Consider the following 14,877-nt stretch of genomic DNA (forward strand, 5'->3'; position numbering starts at 1 on the left):
ATGTCGAAGACTTTATACCAAAAATTATATGACGCTCACGTTGTCCGTGAAGTTGAAAACGAAATCCCTTTAATTTATATCGATCGCCATCTGGTACATGAGGTGACTTCACCGCAAGCGTTTGATGGTTTAAGAACCAAAAATCGCCCGTTGCATCAACCAAGCAAAACATTTGCAACCATGGATCATAACGTGTCAACGCAGACTAAAGACATCAATGCCTGCGGTGATATGGCACGAATTCAGATGCAAGAATTAATGAAAAACTGCGAAGAATTCGGCGTGACTTTATATGATTTAAACCACCCATATCAAGGTATTGTCCATGTTATGGGACCAGAGCAAGGCATCACTTTACCTGGTACAACTATCGTTTGTGGTGACTCTCATACTGCCACTCACGGTGCATTCGGCGCATTAGCCTTTGGGATTGGGACGTCCGAAGTTGAACACGTCATGGCAACCCAAACCTTGAAACAAGCGCGAGCCAAGACCATGAAAATTGAAGTGGTGGGTAAAGCGCCTGCGGGGATCACGGCAAAAGATATCGTCTTAGCCATCATAGGCACGACGGGTAGTGCAGGTGGAACGGGCTATATTGTTGAATTCTGCGGTGACGCGATTGAAGATTTGAGTATGGAAGGTCGCATGACCGTCTGTAATATGGCAATTGAGTTAGGTGCTAAAGCCGGCATTATCGCCCCCGATGAAACCACCTTTAATTATATGAAAGGTCGCCAATTTGCACCGAAAGGTCAAGATTGGGATGATGCTGTCGCGTATTGGAAAACGTTAAAAACCGATGATGATGCGAAGTTCGACAAAGTGATCACCCTCCAAGCCGAGACGATTGCACCGCAAGTGACTTGGGGAACCAACCCGGGGCAAGTGATCGCCATTAACCAGCCGATCCCGGCACCAGAATCTTTTGCTGACCCCGTCGAACGCGCTTCTGCGGAAAAAGCCTTGGCGTATATGGGATTGGAATCTGGTATTAAGTTATCTGACGTGAAGATTGATAAAGTCTTTATTGGCTCTTGCACTAACTCACGCATTGAAGATTTACGCGCTGCTGCTGCCATTGCCAAAGGTAAAAAAGTTGCGTCTGGCGTACAAGCCATTGTGGTACCAGGTTCAGGTCCTGTTAAAGCCCAAGCGGAGCAAGAAGGTTTGGATAAAATCTTTATGGATGCCGGTTTTGAATGGCGCTTACCGGGCTGTTCAATGTGCTTAGCAATGAACAACGACCGTTTGAATCCAGGAGAACGCTGCGCATCCACCAGCAACCGTAACTTTGAAGGTCGTCAAGGCCGTGCGGGTCGCACCCACTTAGTCAGCCCTGCAATGGCTGCTGCCGCAGCGATTAACGGTCATTTTGCTGATGTTCGTGACATTCAAATCTAAAGGAGAAAACCATGGATAAGTTTATTAAGCATGTTGGGATTGTTGCCCCTTTAGATGCCGCAAACGTCGACACCGATGCCATTATTCCAAAACAATTTTTGCAGAAAGTGACGCGCACAGGCTTTGGTCAGCACTTATTTAATGACTGGCGTTTTTTAGATGATAAAGGCCAGCAACCTAACCCTGATTTTGTCTTGAACAAACCTGTATTTAAAGGCGCTAGCATTCTGTTAGCCCGTGAAAACTTTGGTTGCGGTTCATCTCGCGAACACGCGCCGTGGGCATTGACCGATTTCGGTATCCAAGTGGTTATTGCGCCAAGTTTCGCCGATATTTTTTATGGTAACTCGTTTAACAATCAGCTGTTGCCAATCAAATTAAGCGAACAGCAAGTGGATGAGATGTTCAACTATGTAAACAGCCACGAAGGTTGCCAGTTTACTGTCGATTTAGAAGCGCAAACCGTCACCGCAGGCGACAAAGTGTATACTTTCGAGATTGACAGCTTCCGCCGTCATTGCATGATGAATGGCTTAGACAGCATCGGTTTGACATTACAGCACGTTGACCAAATCAAAGATTACGAGCAAAAGCTCCCCGCCTTTATGAATTAATCTCCAGCCCACTCCGGTGGGCTTTTTCTTGCGTGTTTATACGTATAAAAGTGGAACTCAATTCCAGTAAACCACACCTACCAATAAATCCTTCCCCATTAATTCTTAATATGCAATTATTCAATTAATTACCCATTTATATTTTTCAAAATAGTTCGCGTTGTGACAAGGCGACAAGCAATCACAACCACAGCGTGAAATATGAAGAAAAAAGAAAAGCCAGCGAATGCTGGCTGGTAAACATATACCATTACTCAATAAAGGGGGAGTAAACCTGCAATAGACAGGTTAATAGAGCTACTTACTGCCCACTATTATCTACGGAATATAGGATATTAAAATTGATGCAATTTATTCTGGAGTTCCTCTTTTATGTCTAATTCTCGATTACAAACGCAATTTGTACGTTTGTGGCAACACTTTCAGGGAAAAAACACTAAAACCACATTGCAAGATATTGCCGATATTTTGTTTTGCTCTCGCCGTCATGTTCGCACCCTGCTCAATAATATGCAGTCCCATGGCTGGCTCAGTTGGCAAGCAGAAGCAGGACGCGGTAAACGCTCCATATTAAGCTTTCATATCAATGGATTAAAACTACAACAAGCGCAAGCTGAACAGCTTTTAAAAGAAGAGAGTATTGAAAAACTCGTGGCGCTCGTTGGCGATAAAGAGACTATCCGCCAAATGGTCTTATCCGAGCTCGAGCGCAGCTATCGACAAGGTAAGAACTTACTGCGTATCATTTATTATCGTGATTTTCCCAATTTACTTCCCGGCACCCCAATGCGCCGCTCTGAAATCCACTTAATGAGTCAAATATTTAATGGATTAACTCACTTAAATGAGGAAAAAGGGGAAGTGGAAGATGGTATAGCTCACCACTGGCAAGCTATTAACGAGCAACATTGGCGCTTTTATTTACGTCCGGCTATCTATTTCCATCATGGACGTGAAATGCAAGTGGAGGATATTATCCACTCTCTCCTGCGCCTAAAGCAGTGCTGGCCACTGTTTTCACATATTCACTCAGTCACCTCTTCGCAACCTTATGTGATTGATGTCCATCTTAGCCACCCTGACACGCAATTTCCTTGGTTACTTGGCAGCCCACATGCCGCCATTCTCCCGAAAGAATGGGAAACCATCAACGGCTTTAGTCAACGCCCTATTGGTACAGGTCCTTATGAAGTAGAAACCAACATCCCGCAAAAACTCACCATCAGTGCTTTTGATCGCTATTTTGGCTATCGCGCCTTATTGGATGAAGTGACCATTTGGGTGGTTCCCGAACTTTCTGAGCAGATGGTGTGCACCACATTAAAAATGGATGGTGATAAACGCCACAATGGCTCTCTCGAAAGCCGCATGGAGGAAGGTTGTTATTTTCTGTTATTCGATCAACGCTCCAATATTTCTCAACGGGAAGATGTGCGTAAATGGCTATGCAGCTTTTTAACCCCCGTCAACCTACTGGCACACTGTGACCCCTTCTATCAACGCCACTGGGCGCCAGCTTATGGGTTACTGCTTCATTGGTATCACAGTAAAATGCTTTCCCAGCGCACCAAACCTGATGACTTAACTGAGCTAACTGTCACCTTTTACCGCCATCATCATGAATTCTATGCCATCAGTCACATCATGAAGCGAGTCTTAGAGACCCAAGGAGTGGAGCTTAAAATTAACATCGTTGATTATGATGATTGGTTTAATGGGGATGCTAAGAGCGATATCTGGCTCTCCACTGCCAACTTTTATAAGCCTCTTGAATTCTCAATCTTTGCCACTTTGTACGAAATGCCGCTATTGCGCCAATGTTTGAGGAAAACCCTCGATGAAGAGTTACAACTGTGGCGCCAGCAAAAATTGGATGTGGAATCTTGGTGTGAAAGCTTGATTGATTCCCAAGTTTTTCACCCAATTTTTCATCACTGGCTAGAACTACAAGGACAAAGAACGATGCGGGGTGTTCGTATGAATACCTTTGGCTGGTTTGACTTTAAATCAGCTTGGTTTAAGCCAACTGAGGATAATACACAGAATTGATGATAGTTATAAACAGTTGGGGTGAGTAAAATGGATTTTATTCACTTTTTCTGTGGATATCCATGTGAACAACCAGATAGTAATCAGGGTATATCCCAACGGTTCATTTCTAACAAAAAATCATACTAAAAAATAAAACATTATAAATCATAGTAATAAATGGATTTCACATGAGATATCCACTGCCTGTTTCCCCACCTTTTTTTGTTAGGAGTTCAACTGAGCAAAGATCAATCAATGCATGTTTTATCCACAAGGAATGTACTTAACTTACCCACTTTTTGTGACGAGCTTCAATAAATGGCATTAGTCAAGGCTGTAAATGCACACAGTAATCGCAGTTTTTCACAGTTATCCAGAAATCCTGTGGATAACCTAGTGCATGATCCTGTGATTATCTTGGGATGAAGTTGAATAACCCTAAATATTCATAATCTCCCCTGTGATTATTGTCTAATATCCATATATATATCATGAAGTTAAATACGGTGACTAAAAAGTGTTATACTCACCCTATCTTGCGATCATTTTATTGGTTATTTTTTATACAAAATAAATTTTATTGCCTATGTCTTTTATACCGCCTTCACCTCCAGAAAACGAAACCGTCTTATTAGCTCGAGCGCAAGCCCTTGCTGGCTATACGCTTGGTGAGCTCGCGACTATCGCAGGTATCCCAATTCCACCCGACCTTAAACGAGATAAAGGCTGGGTCGGGACACTGTTAGAATATTTTTTAGGTGCGACCGCAGGCAGTAAAGCCGAACAGGATTTTGCAGATATTGGCGTGGAGCTTAAAACAATCCCAATCGATCACCATGGCGTACCATTAGAAACGACATTTGTCTCTGTCGCACCACTCACAGGCAATAGCGGTCTAACATGGGAAAATAGCCATGTCCGCCGCAAATTATCTCGCATTCTGTGGTTCCCGATTGAAGGTGAACGCCAAATTCCACTTGCCCAACGCCGTATTGCAAACCCTCTGATCTGGAGCCCTTCTGCGCTTGAAGAACAACTTTTACGCCAAGATTGGGAAGAATTAATGGATTTAATTGTGCTGGGAAAAGTCGAAACTATCACGGCTCGTCACGGACAAGTCCTACAAATTCGCCCCAAAGCGGCAAATAATCGAGCGCTAACCGAAGGTATTGGTGAATTTGGGCAACCAATAATGACATTACCGAGAGGTTTCTATTTAAAAAAAGATTTTACAGGTCCATTATTAGCGCGGCACTTTAACCTCAGTTAATCAGTCAAGGTATCGCCTGTGCCAAACAGACGATTTTTTATTCCATTTTTAAGGCAATAAGATGTTTGAGTGGTTCTTAGATCCCCATGCTTGGATGGCATTGGCAACATTAACAATTTTGGAAGTCGTTCTGGGTATCGACAATATTATTTTCTTAAGTATTGTCGTCAGCAAATTGCCCGCCCATCAACAAAATAGCGCCAGACGTATTGGGTTAATTGCAGCGATGGGTATGCGCTTGGCACTGTTAGCGTCCATTGCTTGGCTCGCGCGCCTCACGACCCCACTTTTCACATTAGCTGAACATACCGTTTCTGCCCGCGACTTAATTTTGTGTGCTGGTGGCTTATTCCTCATTTGGAAATCCAGTCAGGAGATTTTCGATACCATTGAAGGGGAAGACGATGAAGGAATAGCTCAGAAAAAAGTCACTTCATTCTGGGGGGCCATTATGCAAATCGCAATTTTAGATATTATCTTCAGCTTAGATTCGGTGATCACCGCCGTGGGACTATCTGACCATCTGTTTATTATGATGGCTGCGGTGATTATCGCGGTCATGATCATGATGTTCGCGGCGAAACCTATTGGTGATTTTGTGGAACGTTACCCTTCGATCAAAATTCTCGCACTCTCTTTCTTGATCCTTGTGGGCTTCACACTATTACTTGAGAGTGTTCAGGTACATGTTTCAAAAGGTTATATCTATTTTGCTATGTTCTTCTCCATGTCAGTGCAAATGCTCAATATTCTGCGCAGCAAAAAGTGGAAAATGAAAAACAAGCATTAAATGAAACATAAATAGTCATAGCCAGCTTAACGTAAGGCGTCCTTTGCTGCTGCAATCGCGCCTTCCACCGCTTTTTTAGCTTGAGGGCTGTTTTTCCAACAACTTGACCCCGTTAGTGCCGCGCCTGAAATTAAAATTTCATCATAAGAAGCTTCACTTAACTGCGCTAAAGACGAAAACCCCATTTGTTCTAATCGACTAATCACTGTTGGTCCAACTCCCTTCACCGCTAATAGAATTTGCTTTTCTGAGTCTGAAAATGGCATAAATTATCCTTTTGGCTGTAAAACAGCCGTAATTAAGCGTATATTTTGCAATTGGCCTATTTCTTAATTTAAAATTCTGAGCTATTTATAACAGGTTGAGTTACCTGCCCTACAAATCTGTTTTAGCAAATAGGAAATAACAACGGTAAAGTCATTGACGACTCGCGATAGAAACTAACATGTCGCACTAAAAATTCTATCTTGTAGGTATTTATTATGTATAGCAACAAAATATCCAATACTCGCCATATGTCGATGATATTATCTGATGGGCGCCTTTTGTGTTGGTATGAATCAGGTCCTGAACAGGGGTTCCCTGTGATTTTTTGTACTGGCGCAGGGATGAGCGGTACACTGGGCTTTGGCATTGACCGTCTTGAAGAGCTAAATATTCGCTTAATCACCCCAGAACGTGCCGGACTGGGTCAATCCACCTTTGATGAGCATAAATCCCTACAACGTTTTGCTCAAGATATCCAAGAACTTCTAAATGCTCAAAAACTGCCGTCATTTTCCGTTGTCGGTTTCTCTCAAGGTGCCGTTTTCGCCATGGCTCTCGCCTGCTACGCCTCTCCAGTTTCATTATCGCTTGTGTCAGGGCAAGACCAATTTGAGTTTCCCGCAACCCGGGCACAATTAAAGCAAGATGTCATTAATATGCAGGAACAAGCCATTCATACCCCCGGTGCTTTATCGGAATGGCTGATGCGCAATGTGACCTCACAATGGTTACTGGCGTTTATTCTTAACTGTAGCGCAGAGATAGACCAGCAGGTTTATGGCGAAGAGAGTTTCTTAGCCGCTTACAGTGACTGTATGGAACGTGCGTTCATGCAAGGTAATCAAGGCTATGTTCAAGATCTCTTAGTCGCACTGCAGCATTGGCCGTTCAATCCTGAAGAGATCCACTGCCCTGTCGCGCTGTGGTATGGCGAGCAAGATGTGAGCACTGTGCATTCCCCTGATTTTGGTAAAACACTGGCTCAGCGTTTTCCTGATAGCGAACATTTTTTGTTCTCTCATGAAGGCAGCTCCGTTCTGTGGACACAGGCCTATTCCATTCTTGCCCAATTGAAACAACGCAGCCTTTAGGTATAAAAAAAGGAGCCCAATGAAACATTGGGCTCCTTAAATAGCGGATTAAAACTTATTTTTTAGATGCTTGGATATATAACAGTTCCAATGCAATCGTCGCTGCAGCTAATGCCGTAATTTCTGATTGGTCATAGGCTGGCGCGACTTCCACCACATCCATCCCAACAATATTCAGTGACTTAATGCCACGCAGCAGTTTTAAGGCTTTATCTGATGTTAACCCACCAATCACTGGCGTACCAGTTCCTGGCGCAAAGGCAGGATCCAGGCAGTCAATATCAAACGTCAGATAAACCGGCATATCACCCACTATCTGTTTGATCTGAGCAACCATGTCATCCACACCACGATCATTCGCTTGAGCGGCATCCAATACCGTGAAACCGTTGTCAGAATCATGCTCAGTACGAATACCAATCTGCACAGAATGATTTGGGTCGATCAAACCTTCTTTTGGCGCATGATAGAACATGGTGCCGTGGTCATACAGACTGCCATTACCGTATGTGTCAGTGTGCGCATCAAAATGCACTAACGCCATTTTACCGAAGTGCTTCGCGTGGGCGCGCAGTAATGGCAATGTCACAAAATGGTCGCCACCAAACGTTAGACAACGTTTACCTGATTCCAGCAGTTTTTCAGTATGCGCTTGCAATTTGTCGCACATATCTTGCGCGTCACCGAATGCAAACACCACATCACCGCAGTCAACCACGTTGAGTTTGTTCTTTAGTTTGAAATCCCATGGCCAACGATGACTTTCCCACGCTAAGTTTGTTGAAACTTGGCGAATGGCCGCAGGCCCATGACGGCTACCTGCACGCCCAGAAGTTGCCATATCAAATGGAACACCCGTGATCACCCAATCAGCATCTGAGCTGTATGGTTGGAAATTTAACGGAAAACGTAAAAAACCAAATGCGTTTGAAACCAGTGAATTATCAACCTGATTTCCTAATGTGCTATTCATCATCACTGTTCCTTAATCATTCATCTTCTAAGTAAGTGTAACCGTACAACCCACTTTCAAACTCGTTCACAAAATCTTTTTGCAGCTCGTCACTCAGCCCTGTGCCTTTCACTTGCTCAATGAAGCTTTCTAACAGCACTTCAGGAACCAGCTTCACGTATTGCAACATATCCGCAACGGAATCGCCTTCTTCACTTTGCAAGTAACGAATGTTGCCTTGGCTATCAACCCACACATCGATGGCGGCAGTATCGCCGAATAAGTTGTGCATGTTGCCTAAAATTTCTTGGTATGCCCCAATCATAAAGAAGCCAATCATCGGTGGATTTTCTGGATCATACGCTGGCATTGGCATAGTGGTTTCCACCCCATCACCGTCAACATAATGGTCAATAATACCATCCGAGTCGCAAGTGATATCCAGTAACACCGCACGTCTGTCTAACGGCTTATCTAAGCCTTCAATAGGCAAGACTGGGAACACTTGGTCAATTCCCCAAGCATCAGGGAGCGATTGGAACAGCGAGAAATTCACATAGAATTTATCCGCCATACGCTCTTGAAGCTCATCAATAATTGGGCGATGGGCACGGTTGCTAGGGTCTAAATCTTGCTGAATACGACGGCAAATATTTAAGTATAGCTCTTCTGCCCATGCCCGTTGTGTTAAGTCCAACACACCATGCGCATACTGAGTGTGTGCTTCTTGCAAGTCAAACTGACTATCGTGTAGCCATTCACGAAGTGATCGGCTATTACCTTGATGCTGCATGGATTCCCACGTTTCCCATAACGAAACCAGTGAACGTGGCGCATCTTCGCTCGGCGGTGTGGTTTTGGTGAATTCGTTACGCTCAACCCCAATCACGTTAGAGACTAATACGGTATGGTGAGCGGTCAATGCACGCCCAGACTCAGTAATCACCGTTGGGTGTGGCAAGTTAAACTCTTCACACGCATCGCCAATCGCCCAAATCACGTTATTCGCGTATTCGTTCAAGCCATAGTTAACCGAACAATCTGACTGAGAACGTGTACCTTCATAGTCAACGCCTAAGCCTCCGCCCACATCAAAGCACTGAATGTTGACACCTAATTGATGCAACTCGACGTAGAAACGGGCTGACTCACGAACACCTGTCGCGATATCACGAATATTCGCCATTTGAGAACCTAAATGGAAGTGCAATAATTGCAGGCTATCCAAACGATTCGCATTACGTAAAATTTCAACTAATTGCAGAACTTGGGTTGCAGCCAATCCAAATTTAGATTTTTCACCGCCACTCGCCTGCCATTTACCTGAACCTTGGGATGCTAAACGGGCACGAACACCTAAACGAGGCGTCACTTCCAGTTTTTGCGCTTCTTCCAGCACCATCTCAATTTCAGACATTTTTTCGATAACCAGGTACACTTTGTGACCCAGTTTTTCGCCAATTAATGCCAGACGAATATATTCGCGATCTTTATAACCGTTGCACACAATCACCGTACGAGTGCGACCTGCGTTGGCTAATACTGCCATTAACTCCGCTTTTGAACCTGCTTCTAACCCTAAAGGTTCGCCAGAATTCACTAGCGATTCAATCACACGGCGTTGTTGGTTAACTTTAATTGGATAGACTAAAAAATAGTCGCCCTTATAACCATAAGATTCCCGTGCACGTTTAAACGCCGCGTTAATTGAACGTAAGCGGTGTTGCAGAATTTGAGGGAAACAGAAAAGCGCGGGTAACCGTAAATGTTCCTGCTCTTCTTTAACTTGGTAGACTAAATCAGCTAAATCAACAAAGGTGTCAGGGTTTTCAGGATTAGGGCAAACACAGACATTTCCGCGCTCATTCACCTGATAGTAACCACCGCCCCAATACGCAATATTGTAAGTTTGGCGCATTTTGCGAGCGATATTATCATTCATAATAAACTCCTAGTATGGAGGGGTGAGTGATGCGTTCTTCTTCCAGACAAGCGGCCACCAAAGGCATGATGCAACTAGGCAGTAATGTCAGAGAAACAGCGATACTCAGATTGTAATTAAAAGTGCTTAGAACTTCTAAACGGTGACAATATACATCCACAGACTTAGCAGATTACTTTTTAAGATTACTGACTAAGTATTAAGGACCTATGATAGGTATGACGGTAACTTCGCGATGAAGTCAACATAGACAGGAAAGTAAAAGCCAATGTCACACGGCGATCCGCGTAAGACGGTTGGATACTGTTATTCAGTAGATTATGGATCATCGCCCATTAACCCCTAATATAACTGTTTTCCCCTTGAAAATTTTAATAATGTATTAAAATTTAACCGGTTATAAACATTCCTGATAGAAAGCAGATTCATAGCTGACCTGCTGGTATATAGCGGGAAATTACAACCATCCGCTACGGTCGCAGTTTATACCTTGAATAGCCCCAAAATGCAAAAGCAAATTATCTAAAATGCTATTTTTATAATAAAACGAACTGAATTAATGAATTATACCCTTATCATTTTATAGCTTAAAAATTGGTAGAAATTCTCTAATGAAAAGTCTAGAATAGCCGTCTAGATGTTAAAACATCCAACTATAATGTTCTTTGAATTCTTAAGGTATTAATCTCATGTCTACACACCTCTTTACTTCTGAGTCCGTATCAGAAGGGCATCCTGATAAAATTGCAGACCAAATTTCTGATGCGGTCCTTGATGCTATTCTTGAACAAGACCCTAAAGCGCGCGTAGCTTGCGAAACCTATGTCAAAACCGGCATGGTCATGGTTGGTGGTGAAATCACTACCAGTGCATGGGTCGATATTGAAGAAATTACGCGTAAAACCGTTCGCGAAATCGGTTATACCAGTTCAGACATGGGCTTTGATGCCAACTCTTGCGCAGTATTAAGCGCAATTGGTAAACAATCACCAGATATCAACCAAGGTGTTGACCGTGCAGATCCTTTAGAACAAGGTGCTGGCGACCAAGGCCTAATGTTTGGTTATGCAACTAACGAAACTGACGTATTAATGCCAGCACCGGTGACTTATGCGCACCGTTTAGTGCAGCGCCAAGCTGAAGTTCGTAAAAATGGCACACTGCCATGGTTACGTCCAGATGCAAAAAGCCAAGTCACTTTCCAATATGATGACAACAAAATTGTCGGTATTGACGCGGTAGTTCTGTCCACACAGCATTCAGAAGATATTGACCAAAAAGCTTTACACGAAGCGGTTATGGAAGAGATCATCAAGCCGGTTCTGCCTGCTGAATGGTTATCTCCAGCGACCAAATACTTCATCAACCCAACAGGCCGTTTTGTTATCGGTGGACCAATGGGTGACTGCGGTTTAACGGGTCGTAAAATTATCGTTGATACCTACGGCGGTATGGCTCGTCACGGTGGCGGTGCATTCTCCGGTAAGGATCCATCAAAAGTTGACCGTTCTGCTGCCTATGCTGCGCGTTATGTTGCAAAAAACATCGTTGCAGCAGGTTTAGCTGACCGCTGTGAAATCCAAGTTTCTTACGCTATCGGTGTCGCAGAACCTACCTCTATCATGGTAGAAACTTTCGGTACTGGTAAAGTTGACGAAGCATTACTCGTGAAATTAGTCCGTGAATTCTTTGACTTACGTCCTTACGGTCTAATTCAAATGCTGGATTTATTACACCCAATGTACCAACAAACCGCTTCTTACGGTCACTTTGGTCGTCCACAATTCCCGTGGGAAAAAACCGACAAAGCGGCTCAACTGCGCGAAGCTGCTGGCCTGTAATTTTCGCTAACGTCCCTGACGCTAAGCGCAAAAATCAGCTGAATAAAAACCCATCTTAATGATGGGTTTTTTATGTCTAAAATTGCTCACTGATGTGATGAGTTAAATAACTTTTCTATTCGCCTCACTTTTTGGGTAGAATAGATTTAGTATTCACCTCATCGGAGCGCAACATGTGGATTTGGGAGCAACCTAATTGGCCTACATTTACCTATGACCAAACGCAGTTACAAACACAACTGCGCGATGTTGTTTTTCTTCAAGGCAAACTTAATGGTCGATGCGATACCTTTGATACCCGCCAATACGTATTAGATAACATCCTTTCTAATATCATTTATTCCAGTGATATTGAAGGCGAGAAGCTCGATGCACGTTCTGTACGCTCTTCTCTTGCTAACCATTTGGGCATTTCCGATAACGCGCCTTTTCCGATAGATAAAAAAACACAAGGCTTAGTTGAATCCGCCTTAGATGCGATTAACAACCTTGAAGAGCCTTTAACAGCTGCGCGGCTTTGCCAATGGCATGCATTAATGTTTCTTGCGAATGATAACCTGTTTAATAAAATCACCGTTGGATGCTTTAGATCTAGTGCAATACAAGTTGTCTCTGGGCGATTAGATAAACCCACAATTCATTTTGAAGCGCCCCCAGCAGAGCAAATTCCTCATGAAATTGAACAATTTCTGTCGTGGTTTAACCTCAGCCAACATGACTCAACATTAGACCCAATTCTTCGAGCTGGCATTGCCCATTTATGGTTTCTCACTATTCATCCATTTGATGATGGAAATGGCAGAATAGGACGTTTAATCATGGATTTAGCCTTAGCACAAGCCGAGAAAACCACGGTTAGGCTGTATGCGATGTCTCAACGTATCAATGAGCAAAAAAAGCAATACTATCAAATACTCGAACAATCCCAACGTGGAGATGTTGACCTCACCCAATGGCTGATTTGGTTTATCGACACTCTACATGGTGCCATCAATGAAACCTTGCAGCAGATCCAATTAACTATTGAAAAAACAAAATATTGGAATCGATTTGACCAACGTATTTTACGCCCAGAGCAGTTAAAAGTGCTTAATAGGATGCTGGATGGTGACTTTGCTGATGGGATCAATAACCGTCAATATATGGCTGTGGGAAAAGTGAGTCGCTCAAGTGCCACACGCCATTTAGCTGAGCTTGTCGAGCATGGTTTTCTTGAAGAAGGTGCTAGCGGTGGACGCAGTACACGATATCGCTTAAGCCAAGAACCGCTATTTACAGGTTCATGGTGCTAAATCGATGAGTCAATTAACTGATTTATTCGCCTCATTTTTTGGGTCGAATAACCAAATTAATTGACTCATTCGTTTTGATTACTTTTCAGTTCGTTGAAACAGCTGGAAAATTGCCATTCCTGCAATCATTGCCAACGTAAACAAAATACCTTGAGTCAGCCCCATGCCGGTTAATAAAATGGCAGGTCCCGGGCAAATTCCCCCAAGTCCCCAACCTAAACCGAACAACACGCTGCCTATCACTAATTTTTTATCAATAACTTTACTGGTTGGGATCTGCAATGGGCAATTCAGTACACTAGTTTTGCGCTTTTTCACTAACTGGAATGCGATACCGCTTATCACCATTGCCACTGCCATGGTGACCAACAACGAGGGATCCCAGTTCCCCGTGATATCCAGAAACGCCAAGATTTTTGCGGGATTACCCATACCGGCTAACAGTAAGCCCAACCCAAATAAAATACCGGAAACTAACGCGATAATGATTGGCATCACTTTATCCCCTTAACCCAAAGTGGTTAATCACGGCGACCGTGATAAATGCCACCAGCATAAAAATAGCCACCGCTACCATAGAGCGACGGGAAAATCTCGCCATGCCACAAATACCATGCCCACTGGTACAACCGCTACCTAGTCGTGTCCCAAAGCCCACTAATAACCCCGCCGCAATCAGTAATGGCGTGCTCGTTGCAATAGTGACTTCTGGCGTATACACAAAGGTAACAAACAGTAATGGAGCTACCAAGATCCCGACAATAAATGCCAGTTTCCACGCCGTATCCCCCTTAGTGGGTTTAAGAACACCCGCTAAAATCCCGCTGATCCCTGCAATTCGCCCATTAAAAATCAATAATATTGCCACTGCCAAACCAATCAAAACACCGCCAATTGCCGCAGAGCCTGGCGTAAAGTTCGCCCAATCAATCGTCATTTTACATCTCCTTCACAGGACAATAGAGTTGATACAAGGTATTGAGTAAGGTGAATAATTTCTCATCCGCAATGGAGTAATAGATGCGCTTACCTTCACGACGCGTCGCGACCAACCCTTCATTTCTTAATACGGTTAATTGCTGCGATAAAGTCGGCTGCACAATCCCTAACGAGGCTTCTAAATCACTCACACAAGCCTCACCTTGTGTTAACTGGCACAGCAATAATAATCGGTCTGGATTCCCGAGTGTTTTTAATAATGACGCAGTTTGCGTTGCTGCTTGGCTCATTGCTAAAAGTAGCTGTTCTGAGTTTGGTTGTTCATTATTTGGCATCATTGGATCCCTTGTTACTAATGCAAATTATTATACCTTATAATAATATATATTTTGATATATTGAATGTCAATTATCACTTGTTAGAACTCTATGACTTCACGTATTC

14 protein-coding genes are annotated in these 14,877 nt (G+C 43.5%); 8 read left to right on the forward strand and 6 right to left on the reverse strand.

What is annotated here, in order from left to right; translation table 11 throughout:
- From leuC to LDO51_RS00805, 5 genes are all read left to right on the forward strand, one after another.
- Nucleotides 1-1,404: a 3-isopropylmalate dehydratase large subunit gene (leuC, locus tag LDO51_RS00785; protein ID WP_225575995.1), complete on the forward strand. Its 1,404-nt coding sequence runs from the start codon at nucleotides 1-3 to the stop codon at nucleotides 1,402-1,404.
- A gap of 11 nt (nucleotides 1,405-1,415) precedes the next feature.
- Nucleotides 1,416-2,018: a 3-isopropylmalate dehydratase small subunit gene (gene leuD, locus LDO51_RS00790; protein ID WP_154602516.1), complete on the forward strand. Its 603-nt coding sequence runs from the start codon at nucleotides 1,416-1,418 to the stop codon at nucleotides 2,016-2,018.
- 372 nt (nucleotides 2,019-2,390) lie between these two features.
- Nucleotides 2,391-4,067: an HTH-type transcriptional regulator SgrR gene (gene sgrR, locus LDO51_RS00795; protein ID WP_225575996.1), complete on the forward strand. Its 1,677-nt coding sequence runs from the start codon at nucleotides 2,391-2,393 to the stop codon at nucleotides 4,065-4,067.
- A 568-nt stretch (nucleotides 4,068-4,635) separates the two neighbouring features.
- Nucleotides 4,636-5,319: a DNA mismatch repair endonuclease MutH gene (gene mutH, locus LDO51_RS00800; protein ID WP_423810953.1), complete on the forward strand. Its 684-nt coding sequence runs from the start codon at nucleotides 4,636-4,638 to the stop codon at nucleotides 5,317-5,319.
- 61 nt (nucleotides 5,320-5,380) lie between these two features.
- The gene (locus LDO51_RS00805) at nucleotides 5,381-6,109 is read left to right on the forward strand and encodes a TerC family protein (RefSeq protein ID WP_225575998.1); all 729 of its coding nucleotides are present in this window, start codon (nucleotides 5,381-5,383) and stop codon (nucleotides 6,107-6,109) included.
- A gap of 26 nt (nucleotides 6,110-6,135) precedes the next feature.
- Here LDO51_RS00805 and LDO51_RS00810 read toward each other — a convergent pair whose 3' ends face one another.
- Entirely contained in the window at nucleotides 6,136-6,375 is a 240-nt protein-coding gene (locus tag LDO51_RS00810) for a helix-hairpin-helix domain-containing protein (protein WP_154602513.1), read from the reverse strand.
- A gap of 216 nt (nucleotides 6,376-6,591) precedes the next feature.
- Between LDO51_RS00810 and LDO51_RS00815 the strand changes: the two genes are divergently transcribed.
- The gene (locus LDO51_RS00815) at nucleotides 6,592-7,467 is read left to right on the forward strand and encodes an alpha/beta fold hydrolase (RefSeq protein WP_225575999.1); all 876 of its coding nucleotides are present in this window, start codon (nucleotides 6,592-6,594) and stop codon (nucleotides 7,465-7,467) included.
- Between the two features lie 55 nt (nucleotides 7,468-7,522).
- Here LDO51_RS00815 and speB read toward each other — a convergent pair whose 3' ends face one another.
- Nucleotides 7,523-8,443 carry an agmatinase gene (gene speB, locus LDO51_RS00820; protein ID WP_225576000.1) on the reverse strand — a complete coding sequence of 307 codons (921 nt, stop codon included), beginning with the start codon at nucleotides 8,441-8,443 and terminating at the stop codon, nucleotides 7,523-7,525.
- 13 nt (nucleotides 8,444-8,456) lie between these two features.
- Entirely contained in the window at nucleotides 8,457-10,361 is a 1,905-nt protein-coding gene (speA, locus tag LDO51_RS00825; protein ID WP_225576001.1) for a biosynthetic arginine decarboxylase, read from the reverse strand.
- A gap of 689 nt (nucleotides 10,362-11,050) precedes the next feature.
- Here speA and metK point away from each other — a divergent pair.
- Together metK and LDO51_RS00835 are read left to right on the forward strand one after the other, a co-directional pair.
- Nucleotides 11,051-12,202 (forward strand): methionine adenosyltransferase, encoded by a 1,152-nt coding sequence (metK, locus tag LDO51_RS00830; RefSeq protein WP_006661136.1) that lies wholly within the window; start codon nucleotides 11,051-11,053, stop codon nucleotides 12,200-12,202.
- A 173-nt stretch (nucleotides 12,203-12,375) separates the two neighbouring features.
- Nucleotides 12,376-13,494 (forward strand): Fic family protein, encoded by a 1,119-nt coding sequence (locus tag LDO51_RS00835; protein ID WP_225576002.1) that lies wholly within the window; start codon nucleotides 12,376-12,378, stop codon nucleotides 13,492-13,494.
- A 78-nt stretch (nucleotides 13,495-13,572) separates the two neighbouring features.
- Here LDO51_RS00835 and LDO51_RS00840 read toward each other — a convergent pair whose 3' ends face one another.
- The 3 genes from LDO51_RS00840 to LDO51_RS00850 are packed head-to-tail and all read right to left on the reverse strand — an operon-like array spanning nucleotide 13,573 to nucleotide 14,768.
- Nucleotides 13,573-13,989: a DUF6691 family protein gene (locus tag LDO51_RS00840; RefSeq protein ID WP_211886330.1), complete on the reverse strand. Its 417-nt coding sequence runs from the start codon at nucleotides 13,987-13,989 to the stop codon at nucleotides 13,573-13,575.
- Between the two features lie 4 nt (nucleotides 13,990-13,993).
- Nucleotides 13,994-14,431, reverse strand: coding sequence for a YeeE/YedE family protein (locus tag LDO51_RS00845; RefSeq protein WP_225576003.1), 438 nt, complete (start codon nucleotides 14,429-14,431; stop codon nucleotides 13,994-13,996).
- 1 nt (nucleotide 14,432) lies between these two features.
- A complete protein-coding gene (locus LDO51_RS00850; protein ID WP_225577196.1) occupies nucleotides 14,433-14,768 on the reverse strand; it encodes an ArsR/SmtB family transcription factor in 336 nt (111 codons plus the stop codon).
- Nucleotides 14,769-14,877 lie beyond the last annotated feature (109 nt).

This window comes from Providencia alcalifaciens (genome assembly GCF_020271745.1).
In the GTDB taxonomy this organism is placed as follows: domain Bacteria; phylum Pseudomonadota; class Gammaproteobacteria; order Enterobacterales; family Enterobacteriaceae; genus Providencia; species Providencia alcalifaciens_B.